Here is a 12,978-nt window from a genome sequence, read left to right as displayed (position 1 = left end):
GCACTCCAGAGCATAGCCGAGTTCGTGAGGTTGCCGGCCAGCGGCCGGCACTACCAGAGCCAGGCCATGCCTGGCTGCAGGTGTTCATGAGGTTGCCGGCCAGCGGCCGGCACTACCGAACGCCCCCCGCCTTTCCGGCCGGGGGCGCAGGCGCATCAGTCGACGCTGATCCCGGCCAGGCGCTGCAGTGCCTCGGCATACTTGGCGCGGGTGCGCTCGATGATCTCGGCCGGGATGGTCGGGCCCGGGGCGGTCTTGCCCCAGTCCAGCGTCTCCAGGTAATCACGCACGAACTGCTTGTCGTAGCTCGGCGGGCTGGTGCCCACTTCGTACTCGTCGGCCGGCCAGTAGCGCGAGGAATCCGGCGTCAGCATCTCGTCCATGATGTACAGGCGGCCATCGGCGTCGGTACCGAACTCGAACTTGGTATCGGCCAGGATGATGCCGCGCTCGCGGGCGTAATCGGCCGCGAACTTGTAGATGCGCAGGGTGGCGTCGCGCACGCGCTCGGCCAGTTCCGCACCGACCTGCTTCACCATCGCATCGAAATCGATGTTCTCGTCATGGTCGCCGACAGCGGCCTTGGTCGAGGGGGTGAAGATCGGCTCGGGCAGCTGCTCGGCCTGGCGCAGGCCGTCGGGCAGGTCGATGCCGCTGACCTTGCCGGTGCGCTGGTAATCCTTCCAGCCGCTGCCGATCAGGTAGCCGCGGGCGATCGCTTCCACCGGCACCGGCTTCAGCTTGCGGGTGACCACCGCGCGCTTGGCATACAGGGCCGGGTCCACGCCTTCGGGCAGCACGCTGGCCACGTCGATGCCGGTCAGGTGGTTGGGCATCAGGTGCGCGGTCTTGGCGAACCAGAAGTTGGAGACCTGGCAGAGCATCTCGCCCTTGCCCGGGATCGGGTCGGGCAGGACCACGTCGAACGCCGACAGGCGATCGGTGGCCACCATCAGCAGGTACTCGCCCGGCGGGGTTCCGGCTGGCAGCCGCTCGCGCGGGATATCGAACACATCACGCACCTTGCCGCGATGGCGCAAGGGCAGGCCGGGGAGATCGGATTGCAACAGCGTGGTTGGCACGGGCACTCCTGGGGCGTTGTCGATACGGCTGCTGCCCAACGGACCCGGCGGGCCCGCTGACCAGCGGGCGGCCTAGTGTAAAGCCGTCCGGGCCCGCTGTGACGTAAAATGAGCGTCCATTTCGTCGGTCGACCCCGGAGCGCCATGCGCTGGTACGGAAAACTGCTCGGATTCATCGCCGGCGCCCTGCTGTTCCGGCCCAATCCGCTGTTCGGGGCGGTGGTCGGCCTGCTGATCGGCCATGCCTTTGATTCGGACTGGTTCCGCCTGAACAAGGAGAACCCGTACCGGGAGCTGGGGCTGACCTCCGAGGCCACCGATGCCGAGGTCGAGCGCGCCTACCGCAAGCTGATCTCGCAGTACCACCCCGACAAGCTTGGCGGCGCCGCCCCCGAGCTGCAGCAGCAGGCCGAGCAGAAGTCGCGGCGCATCAACGCCGCCTACGACCGCATCAAGACCCTGCGCAAGCGCTGACCCCTTTCCCCTCGTTGCAAGGCCCGGCCATGTCCCACTGCCTCATCGCCCCCTCCATCCTGTCCGCCAACTTCGCCCGCCTCGGCGAGGAAGTCGACAACGTCCTCGCCGCTGGCGCGGACTGGGTCCACTTCGACGTGATGGACAACCACTACGTGCCGAACCTGACCATCGGCCCGATGGTCTGCCAGGCGCTGCGCAAGCACGGCGTGACCGCGCCGATCGACGTGCACCTGATGGTCGAGCCGGTGGACCGCATCATCCCGGACTTCGCCGAGGCCGGTGCCACCTACATCAGCTTCCACCCGGAGGCGAGCCGCCACGTGCACCGCACCATCCAGCTGATCCGCTCGCTGGGCTGCAAGCCGGGCATCGTGCTCAATCCGGCCACGCCGGTGGACATCCTCGACTGGGTGCTGGAGGACCTGGACCTGGTGCTGCTGATGTCGGTCAACCCGGGCTTTGGTGGCCAGGCCTTCATCCCCTCGGCGCTGGACAAGCTGAAGGTGGTGCGCAAGATGATCGATGCCAGCGGCAAGGACATCCGCCTGGAGATCGACGGCGGCGTGAAGGCCGACAACATCGGCGAGATCGCGGCTGCCGGTGCCGACACCTTTGTCGCCGGCTCGGCCATCTTCAACGCCAAGACCAGCTACCAGGACGTGATCGCGCAGATGCGCGCGAACGTCGCTGCGGCACGCTGACAAAAAGGGGACGGAGGGGATTAATCTCGTTTAATTCCCTCCGTCCCCTTTATCTGCGCATGGCACTGTTGAACATCCGTCCGGCCACCGTGGCCGATGCTGGCCTGATCCTGCATTTCATCCGCGAACTGGCCATCTACGAGAAGGCCGAGCATTCGGTACAGACCGATGAGATCGGCATCGCCGAGAGCCTGTTCGGCGCCGATGCCACGGCGCGCGCGTTGATCTGCGAAGCCGACGGCGAGGCCATCGGCTATGCGGTGTACTTCTACAACTACTCCACCTGGCTGGGCCGCAAGGGCATCTACCTGGAAGACCTCTACGTCAGCCAGGAAAAGCGCGGCGTGGGCGCCGGCAAGGCACTGCTGAAGTACATCGCACGCCAGGCCGTGGCCGAGGGCTGCGGTCGCTTCGAATGGTCGGTGCTGGACTGGAACACCCCGGCCATCGAGTTCTACACCGCTGCCGGTGCGAAGCCGCAGGACGAGTGGACCGTGTACCGGCTGCAGGGCCAGGCGCTGCACGATTTCGCCAACGGTTGAAGCGAAGTGCATCCACGCATGGCGTGGATCTACCAACCGGGTGTGTGCAAACCGCAACCCGGGGGGGGCGAACCGCAACCTGGGGGGAGCGAACCGCAACCTGGTGGGTGCGAACCTTGGTTCGCACTCCCTGCACACCCCAAAAAAAAGCCACGCCAATCACTGGCGTGGCCTCGCTGCATGCGTGGGAGGCTGATCCTGCCTCCATCCGTCGTCCCTGCTATGGACTCCCATTCTCCGGTAGCTGAATGACATCTGCGTGACATTCACCGCAGGCAAACAGCGCATTGCTAGCCTGTGCCACCGCATCCCTGGAAGCTCTGCATGACCACCCCGCGCTGGCGCCTGATCCTCAACGGCAAATCCGCCGGCAATGATGAGTTGCGCGACGCCGTCGGCCATTGGCGCGGACAGGGCGTGCAGCTGGAAGTGCGGGTGACCTGGGAGGACGGTGACGCCGAGCGCTATGTCGCCGAGGCGATCGATCATGGCGTGGATGTGATCGTGGCCGCCGGTGGCGATGGCACGCTCAGTGCGGTGGCCGAGACACTGGCGCATCGTGAGGAGCTGGCAGATGCGCTGCCCTCGCTGGCGCTGATCCCGATGGGGACCGCCAACGATTTCGCGACTGCGGCCGGCATACCGACCGAACCGAAGGAGGCCTTCGCCTTGATCGGGCAGGCGACGCCGCACGCCATTGACCTGTTGCGCGTGAACGCCGATGGCACCCAATGGTGGTGCGCCAATCTCGCCAGCGGTGGCTTCGGCACGCAGGTGACGGTGGAGACTGATGCGGGCTTGAAGAAGATGCTGGGCGGGCTGGCCTATGTGATCACCGGCATCGCCAAGCTTGGCCGCATCGAGCCGATCAACGCACGGTTGTCCGGTCCGGACTTCGCCTGGGAAGGCGACTTCATCGCACTGGGCATCGGCAATGGTCGCCAGGCCGGTGGCGGCCAGCAGTTGTGCCCGCAGGCATTGATCGATGATGGGTTGCTGGATGTGACGGTGCTTCCGGAGCTGGAAGGGGAGGTCACCGCCACCCTCGGCCAGATGCTGAAGTCAGGCACCCAGGCTGCGCTGGAACAGCTGGCCACGCGTGCGCGGCTGCCGTGGCTGGAGGTCGCATCCGAGCGCCCGCTGACCCTCAATCTGGATGGCGAGCCGGTACAGGCCCGTCAGTTCCGCATCGAGTGCGTGCCGGGCAGGGTACGGATGCATCTGCCGGCTGGCTGCCCATTGCTGGGTGGGTAGGGAGGTAGAGTCGACTGTTAGTCGACTGCTCTTCGTTCCGGCGGCGTAAAACCCCGCGCTACGCGCGCAAGTCGACCAACAGTCGACTCTACCGGTCCGCGTCGTCGGTTCCCGTGGCTGGCCCCGCCCGTCCCGTGGTTCAGTTTTCCAGGGTTCCCCTGCCGTCCAAGCTGCGATACAGTCAAGGGGTGTCCAGCCTGACGACCCCGCATACCCTTTCTTCCGCACGCCGTTGGTGGCGATGGTGGCCCGTTGCCGTCGTCCGCCCCCATAACGCTGTGTCCCGGAAGGAAAGTCGTCTTGAACTCGCACGCTCAGTTTCAGCAGCAGGCCGCTGAAGGCCACACCCATATTCCCGTCGTCCGCGAAGTGCTGTCCGACCTGGACACGCCGCTTTCGGTCTATCTGAAGCTCGCCGACGGCCCCAATACCTACCTGTTTGAATCCGTCGAAGGCGGCGAGCGCTTTGGTCGTTACTCGATCATCGGCCTGCCGGCGCGCCGCGTGTACGCCTTCCACGGCCACACGCTGACCGTGCGCGAAGACGGCCAGGTGGTGGACACCCGCGAGGTCGCCGACCCGTTCGCCGAAGTCGAGGCGCTGCGCAGCGCCCACTCGGTGCCGAAGCTGGAAGGCCTGCCGGGCTTCACCGGTGGCCTGGTCGGCTGGTTCGGCTTCGAGTGCATCGGCTACATCGAACCACGCCTGGCCCCGCCGGCCGGCCGCGATGAGCTGGGCACGCCGGACATCCTGCTGCTGGACTCCAACGAGCTGGCCGTGTTCGACAACCTCAAGGGCCGCCTGTACCTGATCGTGCACGCCGACCCGCGTGTCGAGGGCGCCTTCGAGCAGGCCCAGGCGCGCCTGGATGCGCTGACTGCCAAGCTGCGTGCACCGGGCGCCGGTTATCCCGCACCGCTCAACAGCGATGTGCTGGACGAATCCGATTTCGTTTCCGGGTTCACCCGCGAAGGGTTCGTCGATGCGGTCCAGCGCAGCAAGGAATACATCCGCGCCGGTGACATCTTCCAGGTGGTGCTGAGCCAGCGCCTGAGCGTGCCGTTCAAGGCGCGGCCGGTGGATGTGTACCGCGCGCTGCGTGCACTGAACCCGTCGCCGTACATGTATTTCCTGGACGTCGGCGACCTGCAGGTGGTCGGTTCCTCGCCGGAAATCCTGGTGCGCCTTCAGGATGGCGAAGTCACCGTGCGCCCGATCGCCGGCACCCGCCCGCGTGGTGCCACGCCCGAGCAGGATCTGGCGCTGGAAGCCGAGCTGCTGGCCGATCCGAAGGAGCGCGCCGAGCACCTGATGCTGATCGACCTCGGCCGCAACGATGCCGGTCGTGTGTCCAGGGCCGGCACCGTGGAAGTGGGCGAGCAGTTCGTGATCGAGCGCTACAGCCACGTCATGCACATCGTCAGCGAAGTCACCGGGCAGCTGCAGCCGGGCCTGAGCTATGCCGACGTGCTGCGTGCCACGTTCCCGGCCGGCACCGTCAGTGGCGCGCCGAAGATCCGCGCGCTGGAAGTGATCCGCGAGCTGGAACCGATCAAGCGCAATGTCTACGCAGGCAGCATCGGCTACATCGGCTGGCACGGCGATGCCGATACCGCGATCGCGATCCGCACCGCGGTGATCAAGGACGGCCGCCTGTACGTGCAGGCCGGCGCCGGCATCGTCTACGACTCGGACCCGGACAAGGAATGGGACGAGACGATGAACAAGGGCCGCGCGTTGTTCCGCGCCGTCGCCCAGGCCGCCAAGGGCCTGTAAGCCTGCCTCGCCACGGCGCCGCGCCGTGGTCGTTCCGCTGTTCCCGTTGAAGACAAGGAGTACCGCATGAAGCTGCTGAGCGCATTGCTGTGGTCGTCACTGCTGGCCACGATGGCCCCGTCTGCGTGGGCGCAGGCCAATACCATTCCGTCGCAGCCGCACCTGCTGGTGAAGGGCGAGGCGCGTCGCGTGGTGATGCCGGACCGGTTCGGCCTGCAGTTGAACATCGAAGAGACCGACATGGACGCCGACGCCGCGCGCCGTCGCGTGCAGGACAACGTTGCCCGCGTGCTGGCACTGTTCAAGCAGCACAAGGCGGTGGAAGGCAGCGTGCGCGCGGACAACCTGCGGATTGGTCCTGCGACGCGCTATGAGCAGAATCGGCAGGTTTTCATCGGCACCCGCGTGTCACGCCAACTGCGCGCCAGCTTCGCCAGCGTCCAGCAGATGCAGGACGTGCTGGGGGCGCTGAAGGCCAACGAGAACGTGCAGGTCAGCAGCGTGGCCCCGACCTACTCGGGCGAAGTGGCGCTGCGCCGCGAACTCAAGGGCGAGGCGGCGGCCCAGACCCGCCAGTCTGCGCAGGGCCTGGCCAAGGCCTACGGCACCCAGCTGCGCGGGCTGTACAGCATTTCCGATGTGGCGCCGAACTTTGCCTATGGCGTGCAGGCGGGCAATTGGCCCAGAAGCGACGACATGGTGACACCGCCATCGCCGCCGTCACCTGCGGCGCAGATGGACATGATCGAGACCACCGGCTCACGTCTACGCGAATCCATCGAAGCCGGCCCCATCACCTACACCGAAAACGTGTACGCCATTTTCCTGATAAGCGACGGAACCTGACCATGTTGTGGATGATCGACAACTACGACAGCTTCACCTACAACCTCGTGCAGTACCTGCAGACACTGGGCGCCGAGGTGAAGGTGGTGCGCAACGATGCGATGAGCGTGGACGAGATCGCCGCGCAGAAGCCCGAGCGCATCGTCATCTCGCCCGGCCCGTGCACGCCCAACGAAGCGGGCGTGTCGCTGGAACTGATCGAGCGCCTGGGCCCGACCACGCCGATCCTCGGGGTGTGCCTGGGCCACCAGGGCATCGGCCAGGTCTACGGCGGCACGGTCATCCGTGCCGGCAACATCATGCACGGCAAGACCTCGCCGATCCGCCATGAAGGCAAGGGCGTGTTCGCCGGCCTGCCGGACCGCTACCAGGCCACCCGCTACCACTCGCTGGTGGTGGACAAGAACAGTCTGCCGGACTGCCTGGAAGTGACTGCCTGGACCGAGAACGACGACGGCTCGATCGAAGAGATCATGGGCCTGCGCCACCGCCAGTTCCCGGTGGAAGGCGTGCAGTTCCACCCCGAGTCCATCCTCACCGAACACGGCCACGCCCTGCTGCGCAATTTCCTGCAGCGCCCGGCGGCCTGATCCAAGGAGCATTCCCATGAGCTTCTCCCCCCAGGAAGCCCTGCATCGCACCATCGAACACCGCGAAATCTTCTTCGACGAAATGGTCGACCTGATGCGGCAGATCATGCGCGGCGATGTCTCGCCGATGATGACCGCCGCCATCCTCACCGGGCTGCGCGTGAAGAAGGAGACCGTGGACGAAATCGCCGCGGCGGCCACCGTGATGCGTGAATTCGCCCGGCCAGTGCCGGTGGCCGATACCTCCAACCTGGTTGACATCGTTGGCACCGGTGGCGATGGCTCGCACACCTTCAACATCTCCACCTGCTCGATGTTCGTCGCTGCTGCTGCAGGCGCGCGCGTGGCCAAGCATGGCAACCGCAGCGTGTCGTCCAAGTCCGGCAGTGCCGATGCGCTGGAAGCGCTGGGCGCGGTGATCGAGCTGCAGCCTGACCAGGTGGCCGCGGCCATCGACCGGACCGGCATCGGCTTCATGTTCGCGCCGATCCATCACCCGTCGATGAAGGTCGTCGCGCCGGTACGCCGCGAGATGGGCGTGCGCACCATCTTCAACATCCTCGGCCCGCTGACCAACCCGGCCAGTGCACCGTCGGTACTGATGGGCGTGTTCCATCCCGATCTGGTCGGCATCCAGGCGCGCGTGCTGCGCGAACTGGGTACCGAGCGCGCGATGGTGGTCTGGGGCCGTGACAACATGGACGAGATCTCGCTGGGCGCCGGCACCCTGGTCGGCGAACTGCGCGACGGCAAGGTGCGCGAGTACGAGATCCACCCGGAGGACTTCAGCATCGCCATGTCGGCCAGCCGCAACCTGCGCGTGGACGGTCCGGAACAGTCCATCCAGATGCTGCGCGCCGTGCTCGACAACGAGCCGGGCCCGGCGCTGGACATCGTCGCGCTGAATGCCGGTGCCGCCCTGTACGTGGCTGGTGTGGCCAGCGACATCGGAGACGGCCTGGCCCGCGCCCGTGCCGCCATCGCCAATGGCAGCGCCCGCCAGCGCCTGCAGCAGTATGTGGAGACCACCCGCGCGCTGGTTGCCTGAGCGCGCGGTTCAGCCTCACCCTCTCGATGGCCGATAATGGCCGTCCTCACCGCCCCCCGCACCGACCCGAAGACGATGAGCGACATCCTGCAGACGATCCTGGCCCGCAAGGCCGAAGAAGTGGCCCAGCGCCGCGCCCAGCGCCCGCTCGAGGAGCTGCAGGCCGCCGTGGCCAGCGCCCCGCCGGTACGTGGCTTCGTGCGCGCGCTGCAGGCGGCGGTGGCCAATGGCGACCCGGCGGTGATTGCCGAGGTGAAGAAGGCCAGCCCCTCCAAGGGCGTGATCCGCCCGGATTTCCGCCCGGCCGACATCGCCGTCAGCTACGAGTTCGGCGGTGCCAGCTGCCTGTCGGTGCTGACCGACGTGGACTTCTTCCAGGGCGCCGACGCCTATCTGCAGCAGGCCCGCGAAGCCTGCACGCTGCCGGTGCTGCGCAAGGACTTCGTCATCGACGCCTACCAGGTGTACGAGGCGCGCGTGCTGGGCGCCGACTGCATCCTGCTGATCGTCGCCGCGCTGGACGATACCCAGCTGGCCACGTTGTCCGAGCTGGCGCTGTCGCTGGGCATGGACGTGCTGGTGGAAGTGCATGACATCGATGAACTGGAGCGCGCGCTGCAGGTGCCGGCGCCGATGATCGGCATCAACAACCGCAACCTGCGCACCTTCGAGGTGTCGCTGCAGACCACGCTGGACATGCAGCAGGCGGTGCCGCGTGACCGCCTGCTGGTCACCGAGAGTGGCATCCTCGGCCCGCAGGACGTCGCGCTGATGCGCGATGCCGGCATCCATGCATTCCTGGTCGGCGAGGCCTTCATGCGCGTGGAAGAGCCGGGCGAGGGCCTGCGTCAGCTATTCTTCGCGGCATGACAACGCACTATCCGACGCCGCGCGACGATGCGCCGCTGGTGGTCTTCGATTTCGACCACACCCTCTACGACGGCGATTCGGGCACCCATCTGTTCGCCTCGCTGATCAAGCGCAACCCGCTGCGCATGCTGGCCGCGCTGCTGGTCACGCCGATCGCCGGGCCGTTGGTGGCGATGCTGCCGACCCGCCGAACGGGTATTTCGGTCTACGTGTGGATCGGCAGCTTCGGCCTGCACCGTGCGCGCGATTTCAACAAGGTGATCGATGCCTACGTGCTGCGCAACGAGGCGCAGATGCGCGCCAAGCTGCTGCCGCAGGCGCTGGAGGTGTTCGCCGCGCACCGTGCCAAGGGCGACCGTGTAGTGGTCGCCACCGGCGCGCCGCCGGAACTGGCCCGCGCCATCCTGGCATTCGTTGCCCACCAGGACGTGCCGGTGATCGGCACCGAGGTCGGCCCGCGACTGGGCGGCGTCGGCCCGACCCGCCACTGCCACAACGAAGAAAAGATGCGCATGCTGCGCGAGCGCGGCTACGGCAATATCGACATCGCCTACTCCGACAGCACCGCCGACCTGCCGTTGCTGCTGGCCGCCAAGGCGCCGGTGGTGGTGAACCCGAAGCGATCCAGGGTGGACTTCTTCCGCCGCGTGCTGCCGGCCGGCACCCGCATCCTCAACTGGGGCTGCGTGGACCGCGGCGGCGACAAGGCGTAGCCCGGGGCCGGATCCCGTCCGGGGCCTGACCCCATCGCACGATGACGGATCTGCCGGCCAGCGGCCGGCAAAACGCTCAGCGCCCCAGCTGCCCGTACACCGCATGGCCGATCTGGAACAGGCTGATCCCCAGCACCAGCACGCCAACGGCCACCAGCACCCAGCGCTCCTTCACCCGCTTGACCAGGATCGCCGCCACCGGCGCGGCCATCATGCCGCCGATCAGCAGGCCGGCGACGATCTGCAGGTGCTGCACGCCCATCGACAACAGGAAGGTCGCTGACACCGTCAACGTGACCACGAACTCGGCCGCGTTGACCGTACCGATGGTGGTGCGCGCCTGGCCGCCACGGGCGAGCAGGGTGGACGTGGCGATCGGTCCCCAGCCGCCACCGCCGCTGGCGTCGAGCAGGCCCGCGAAGAAGCCCAGTACCGGTACCCGGCGGATCTCGCCCTTGGGCATCCAGCGCCCTGCGGCGCGCGCCAGGATGATGATCGCCAGCACCAGCAGGTACAGGTAGATGAGGGGACGGATGATGTCGCCGGGAATCTGGGTGAGCACGTACGCGCCCAGGGCGCCGCCCACCGCACCGGGCAGGGCCAGCCGCAGGAACAGGCGTTTATCGACATTCCCGGCGGCGAGGTGCGACACGCCCGAGGCACCGGTGGTGAACACTTCAGCGGTGTGGATGCTGGCGCTGACCTGCGCCGGTGGCAGGCCCATGCTCAGCATCACCGACGAGGACACCAGGCCGAAGGCCATGCCCAGTGCGCCGTCAACCAGCTGCGCGCCAAGGCCGATGAGGATGAACCACCAGAATTCGCTGCTCAGTTCCATGCACCGAGCCTAGCGCGCGAAGGAGTGCGGACCAAGGTCCGCACCCACCGGGTGCTCAACCGTCAACGGGTGCCGTACAGCACCACGGTCTTGCCGCGGGCATGCAGCAGGCCGTCGGTCTGCAGCTTCTTCAGCACGCGGCCGGCCATTTCGCGCGAGCAGCCGACCAGGCGCGCCAGTTCCTGGCGTGACACGCGCAGCTGGCTGCCCTGCGGATGGCTCATCGCTTCTGGTTCCTGCGCCAGATCGTGCAGTGTGCGCACGATCCGATCGGTAACATCCAGGAATGCCAGGCGACTGGCCTTGCGGCTGGTATCGAGCAGGCGCTTGGAAATCTGCTGGCCCAGCGCATACAGCAGGCGCGGGGCGTCGGCCGACAGCGGGCCGAGGAACAGCTGGTGCAGGCGCTCGTAGCTGATTTCGGCCAGTTCGCAGGCGGTACGGGTCCGCAGGATCACCTCGCGGCGGTCCGATTCGACGAACAGGCCCATTTCGCCAACGAACTCGCCGGCACCGAAGTAGCCCAGCACAAGCTCTCGATCGTCATCTTCCTCGGCCATGATTGAAACCGAGCCGCTGACAACGTAATACAGGGTTCCCGCCGGGTCACCGGGTCGGAAGACGTCGGTACGGGTGGGATATCGCCGCCGGTGGCTGTGCGCCAGGAAACGATCGATGGTGGCGATATCCAAGGCCAGTGGACTGCTAGCTAGGCGCACGGTTGACACGATAGGGGCGCTCCCTCTGCGCATGAACGGATTCACGGGGTCGATAGCGGAGCTTAACCAGCGCAATTGTTAAGGGCAAACAGTGTGCCAGAACTCTTGCGTCTTCACGTTCCCCCCGGGGGCAGTTTGCCCCATAATTCCCCCTTTCCCTTCTTACACAGGAATCGACCGCCGTGGTCAAGCCGTTGCCTCGCCTGAGGCTGCAGGGTTTCAACAACCTCACCAAGGCGCTGAGCTTCAACATCTATGACGTGTGTTACGCGCGCACCGAAGAGGAGCGTCAGCGTTACATTGAATACATCGATGAAGAGTACAACGCCGACAGGCTGACTCAAATCTTGACCGATGTCGCCGAGATCATCGGCGCCAACATCCTGAACGTGGCCCGCCAGGACTACGACCCGCAGGGTGCCTCGGTGACCATCCTGATCTCCGAAGAGCCGGTGATCGACAAGAAGCTGGCCGGCAAGGAGCTGATCTCCGACGCCGTGGTCGCGCACATGGACAAGAGCCACATCACTGTCCACACCTACCCGGAAACCCATCCGCAGGAAGGTATCGCGACGTTCCGCGCGGACATCGACGTGGCCACCTGTGGCGTCATTTCCCCGCTGAAGGCCCTGAACTACCTGATCGAGAGCCTTGAGTCGGACATCGTGATCATGGACTACCGCGTCCGTGGCTTCACCCGCGATGTGAAGGGCAAGAAGCACTTCATCGACCACAAGATCAACTCGATCCAGAACTTCCTGGCCAAGAACATCAAGTCGCGTTACGAGATGTTCGACGTCAACGTCTACCAGGAAAACATCTTCCACACGAAGATGCACCTGAAGGACTTCGACCTGGACCAGTACCTGTTCGAGGAAAAGGCCAAGAACCTGTCGTTCAAGGAACGCATGAAGATCGAAGCGCTGCTCAAGCGCGAGATCGAAGAGCTGTTCCACGGCCGCAACCTGTCCGAGTAAGCCCCATGTGCGATGCCCGCAGGCATCGCCACCCAGGCGGGACGACCCGCCCCGTGGCACCAGTGCCCCCGCACGCGTTACAGTTCCACGGTGATGTACCGACCCACGGCCCGGTGTGAAAACACCGGGCCGTTTCGTTTTTTTCAAAAAAGGTAAGGAGCCCCCACCCATGCCCTGGATCTACCTGCTGCTGGCCGGCCTGTTCGAGATCGGTTTCGCCCTCGGAATGAAGTACTCCGAAGGCTTCAGCAAACCCCTGCCCACCGCTGCCACGGTGGTATCCGCGCTGATCAGCCTGTACCTGATGAGCCAGGCGATGAAGAGCATCCCGGTCGGCACGGCCTACGCGATCTGGACCGGTATCGGTGCCATGGGCGTGGCGGTGCTGGGCATCTACCTGTTCAACGACAGCGCATCGCCGGCCCGCCTGGCCTGCGTGGGCCTGATCGTGGCTGGTGTGATCGGCCTGAAGCTGGTCTCGCCGAACTGATTGATGGCCCGACCAACGGTCGGGCCCCCCCCTCGCCCCCCCCCCCCCCCCCCCC

At 66.1% G+C, this 12,978-nt stretch carries 15 protein-coding genes; 12 read left to right on the top strand and 3 right to left on the bottom strand.

Going from position 1 to position 12,978, the window contains the following annotated elements; genetic code table 11:
• Window positions 1–155 precede the first annotated feature (155 nt).
• Window positions 156–1,082 (bottom strand): phosphoribosylaminoimidazolesuccinocarboxamide synthase, encoded by a 927-nt coding sequence (locus tag O0K41_RS20640; RefSeq protein WP_005414703.1) that lies wholly within the window; start codon window positions 1,080–1,082, stop codon window positions 156–158.
• A gap of 144 nt (window positions 1,083–1,226) precedes the next feature.
• Between O0K41_RS20640 and O0K41_RS20635 the strand changes: the two genes are divergently transcribed.
• From O0K41_RS20635 to O0K41_RS20590, 10 genes are all read left to right on the top strand, one after another.
• The gene (locus tag O0K41_RS20635; RefSeq protein WP_005411327.1) at window positions 1,227–1,556 is read left to right on the top strand and encodes a DnaJ domain-containing protein; all 330 of its coding nucleotides are present in this window, start codon (window positions 1,227–1,229) and stop codon (window positions 1,554–1,556) included.
• Between the two features lie 29 nt (window positions 1,557–1,585).
• On the top strand, window positions 1,586–2,260 hold the full coding sequence (rpe, locus tag O0K41_RS20630; RefSeq protein ID WP_005411326.1) for a ribulose-phosphate 3-epimerase: 675 nt from the start codon (window positions 1,586–1,588) through the stop codon (window positions 2,258–2,260).
• Between the two features lie 59 nt (window positions 2,261–2,319).
• Window positions 2,320–2,802 carry a GNAT family N-acetyltransferase gene (locus O0K41_RS20625; RefSeq protein ID WP_012481443.1) on the top strand — a complete coding sequence of 161 codons (483 nt, stop codon included), beginning with the start codon at window positions 2,320–2,322 and terminating at the stop codon, window positions 2,800–2,802.
• A gap of 324 nt (window positions 2,803–3,126) precedes the next feature.
• Window positions 3,127–4,056, top strand: coding sequence for a lipid kinase YegS (gene yegS, locus O0K41_RS20620; RefSeq protein ID WP_049451138.1), 930 nt, complete (start codon window positions 3,127–3,129; stop codon window positions 4,054–4,056).
• 300 nt (window positions 4,057–4,356) lie between these two features.
• Window positions 4,357–5,832, top strand: coding sequence for an anthranilate synthase component I (trpE, locus tag O0K41_RS20615; protein ID WP_049418006.1), 1,476 nt, complete (start codon window positions 4,357–4,359; stop codon window positions 5,830–5,832).
• 66 nt (window positions 5,833–5,898) lie between these two features.
• The gene (locus O0K41_RS20610; protein WP_049451137.1) at window positions 5,899–6,678 is read left to right on the top strand and encodes an SIMPL domain-containing protein; all 780 of its coding nucleotides are present in this window, start codon (window positions 5,899–5,901) and stop codon (window positions 6,676–6,678) included.
• Between the two features lie 2 nt (window positions 6,679–6,680).
• Complete coding sequence (locus tag O0K41_RS20605; RefSeq protein ID WP_012481439.1) at window positions 6,681–7,268, top strand: aminodeoxychorismate/anthranilate synthase component II; 588 nt, start codon at window positions 6,681–6,683, stop codon at window positions 7,266–7,268.
• A gap of 16 nt (window positions 7,269–7,284) precedes the next feature.
• Window positions 7,285–8,316, top strand: a complete 1,032-nt coding sequence (gene trpD / locus O0K41_RS20600; RefSeq protein WP_164223075.1) for an anthranilate phosphoribosyltransferase — start codon at window positions 7,285–7,287, stop codon at window positions 8,314–8,316.
• 75 nt (window positions 8,317–8,391) lie between these two features.
• Window positions 8,392–9,186: an indole-3-glycerol phosphate synthase TrpC gene (gene trpC, locus O0K41_RS20595; RefSeq protein ID WP_005414695.1), complete on the top strand. Its 795-nt coding sequence runs from the start codon at window positions 8,392–8,394 to the stop codon at window positions 9,184–9,186.
• Window positions 9,183–9,899, top strand: a complete 717-nt coding sequence (locus O0K41_RS20590) for a haloacid dehalogenase-like hydrolase (protein ID WP_005411318.1) — start codon at window positions 9,183–9,185, stop codon at window positions 9,897–9,899. The genes trpC and O0K41_RS20590 overlap by 4 nt, the downstream gene beginning before the upstream one ends.
• A gap of 76 nt (window positions 9,900–9,975) precedes the next feature.
• Here the strand turns inward: O0K41_RS20590 and O0K41_RS20585 are convergent, their stop codons facing one another.
• Window positions 9,976–10,737 carry a sulfite exporter TauE/SafE family protein gene (locus tag O0K41_RS20585; protein WP_076739673.1) on the bottom strand — a complete coding sequence of 254 codons (762 nt, stop codon included), beginning with the start codon at window positions 10,735–10,737 and terminating at the stop codon, window positions 9,976–9,978.
• A gap of 62 nt (window positions 10,738–10,799) precedes the next feature.
• Window positions 10,800–11,489, bottom strand: coding sequence for a cAMP-activated global transcriptional regulator CRP (gene crp, locus O0K41_RS20580; protein WP_012481435.1), 690 nt, complete (start codon window positions 11,487–11,489; stop codon window positions 10,800–10,802).
• Between the two features lie 149 nt (window positions 11,490–11,638).
• Here crp and speD point away from each other — a divergent pair, with 149 nt between their 5' ends.
• Both speD and sugE read left to right on the top strand, forming a co-directional pair.
• Window positions 11,639–12,433, top strand: coding sequence for an adenosylmethionine decarboxylase (speD, locus tag O0K41_RS20575; protein WP_005411315.1), 795 nt, complete (start codon window positions 11,639–11,641; stop codon window positions 12,431–12,433).
• 169 nt (window positions 12,434–12,602) lie between these two features.
• Window positions 12,603–12,923: a quaternary ammonium compound efflux SMR transporter SugE gene (gene sugE, locus O0K41_RS20570; protein WP_005411314.1), complete on the top strand. Its 321-nt coding sequence runs from the start codon at window positions 12,603–12,605 to the stop codon at window positions 12,921–12,923.
• Window positions 12,924–12,978: the final 55 nt, after the last annotated feature.

This window comes from Stenotrophomonas sp. Sm2128 (genome assembly GCF_030985535.1).
Classification (GTDB): Bacteria; Pseudomonadota; Gammaproteobacteria; order Xanthomonadales; family Xanthomonadaceae; genus Stenotrophomonas; species Stenotrophomonas maltophilia.
The sequence above is the reverse complement of the archived record's forward strand: the minus strand, read 5'-3'. Positions and strand labels throughout refer to the sequence as shown.

Bases quoted from the DNA above. Each gene is read 5' to 3' on its own strand.
- O0K41_RS20635 (WP_005411327.1), top strand. From the start codon at position 1,227: ATGCGCTGGTACGGAAAACTGCTCGGATTCATCGCCGGCGCCCTGCTG.
- rpe (WP_005411326.1), top strand. From the start codon at position 1,586: ATGTCCCACTGCCTCATCGCCCCCTCCATCCTGTCCGCCAACTTCGCC.
- O0K41_RS20625 (WP_012481443.1), top strand. From the start codon at position 2,320: ATGGCACTGTTGAACATCCGTCCGGCCACCGTGGCCGATGCTGGCCTG.
- yegS (WP_049451138.1), top strand. From the start codon at position 3,127: ATGACCACCCCGCGCTGGCGCCTGATCCTCAACGGCAAATCCGCCGGC.
- O0K41_RS20610 (WP_049451137.1), top strand. From the start codon at position 5,899: ATGAAGCTGCTGAGCGCATTGCTGTGGTCGTCACTGCTGGCCACGATG.
- O0K41_RS20605 (WP_012481439.1), top strand. From the start codon at position 6,681: ATGTTGTGGATGATCGACAACTACGACAGCTTCACCTACAACCTCGTG.
- trpD (WP_164223075.1), top strand. From the start codon at position 7,285: ATGAGCTTCTCCCCCCAGGAAGCCCTGCATCGCACCATCGAACACCGC.
- trpC (WP_005414695.1), top strand. From the start codon at position 8,392: ATGAGCGACATCCTGCAGACGATCCTGGCCCGCAAGGCCGAAGAAGTG.
- O0K41_RS20590 (WP_005411318.1), top strand. From the start codon at position 9,183: ATGACAACGCACTATCCGACGCCGCGCGACGATGCGCCGCTGGTGGTC.
- O0K41_RS20585 (WP_076739673.1), bottom strand. From the start codon at position 10,737: ATGGAACTGAGCAGCGAATTCTGGTGGTTCATCCTCATCGGCCTTGGC.
- crp (WP_012481435.1), bottom strand. From the start codon at position 11,489: ATGCGCAGAGGGAGCGCCCCTATCGTGTCAACCGTGCGCCTAGCTAGC.
- sugE (WP_005411314.1), top strand. From the start codon at position 12,603: ATGCCCTGGATCTACCTGCTGCTGGCCGGCCTGTTCGAGATCGGTTTC.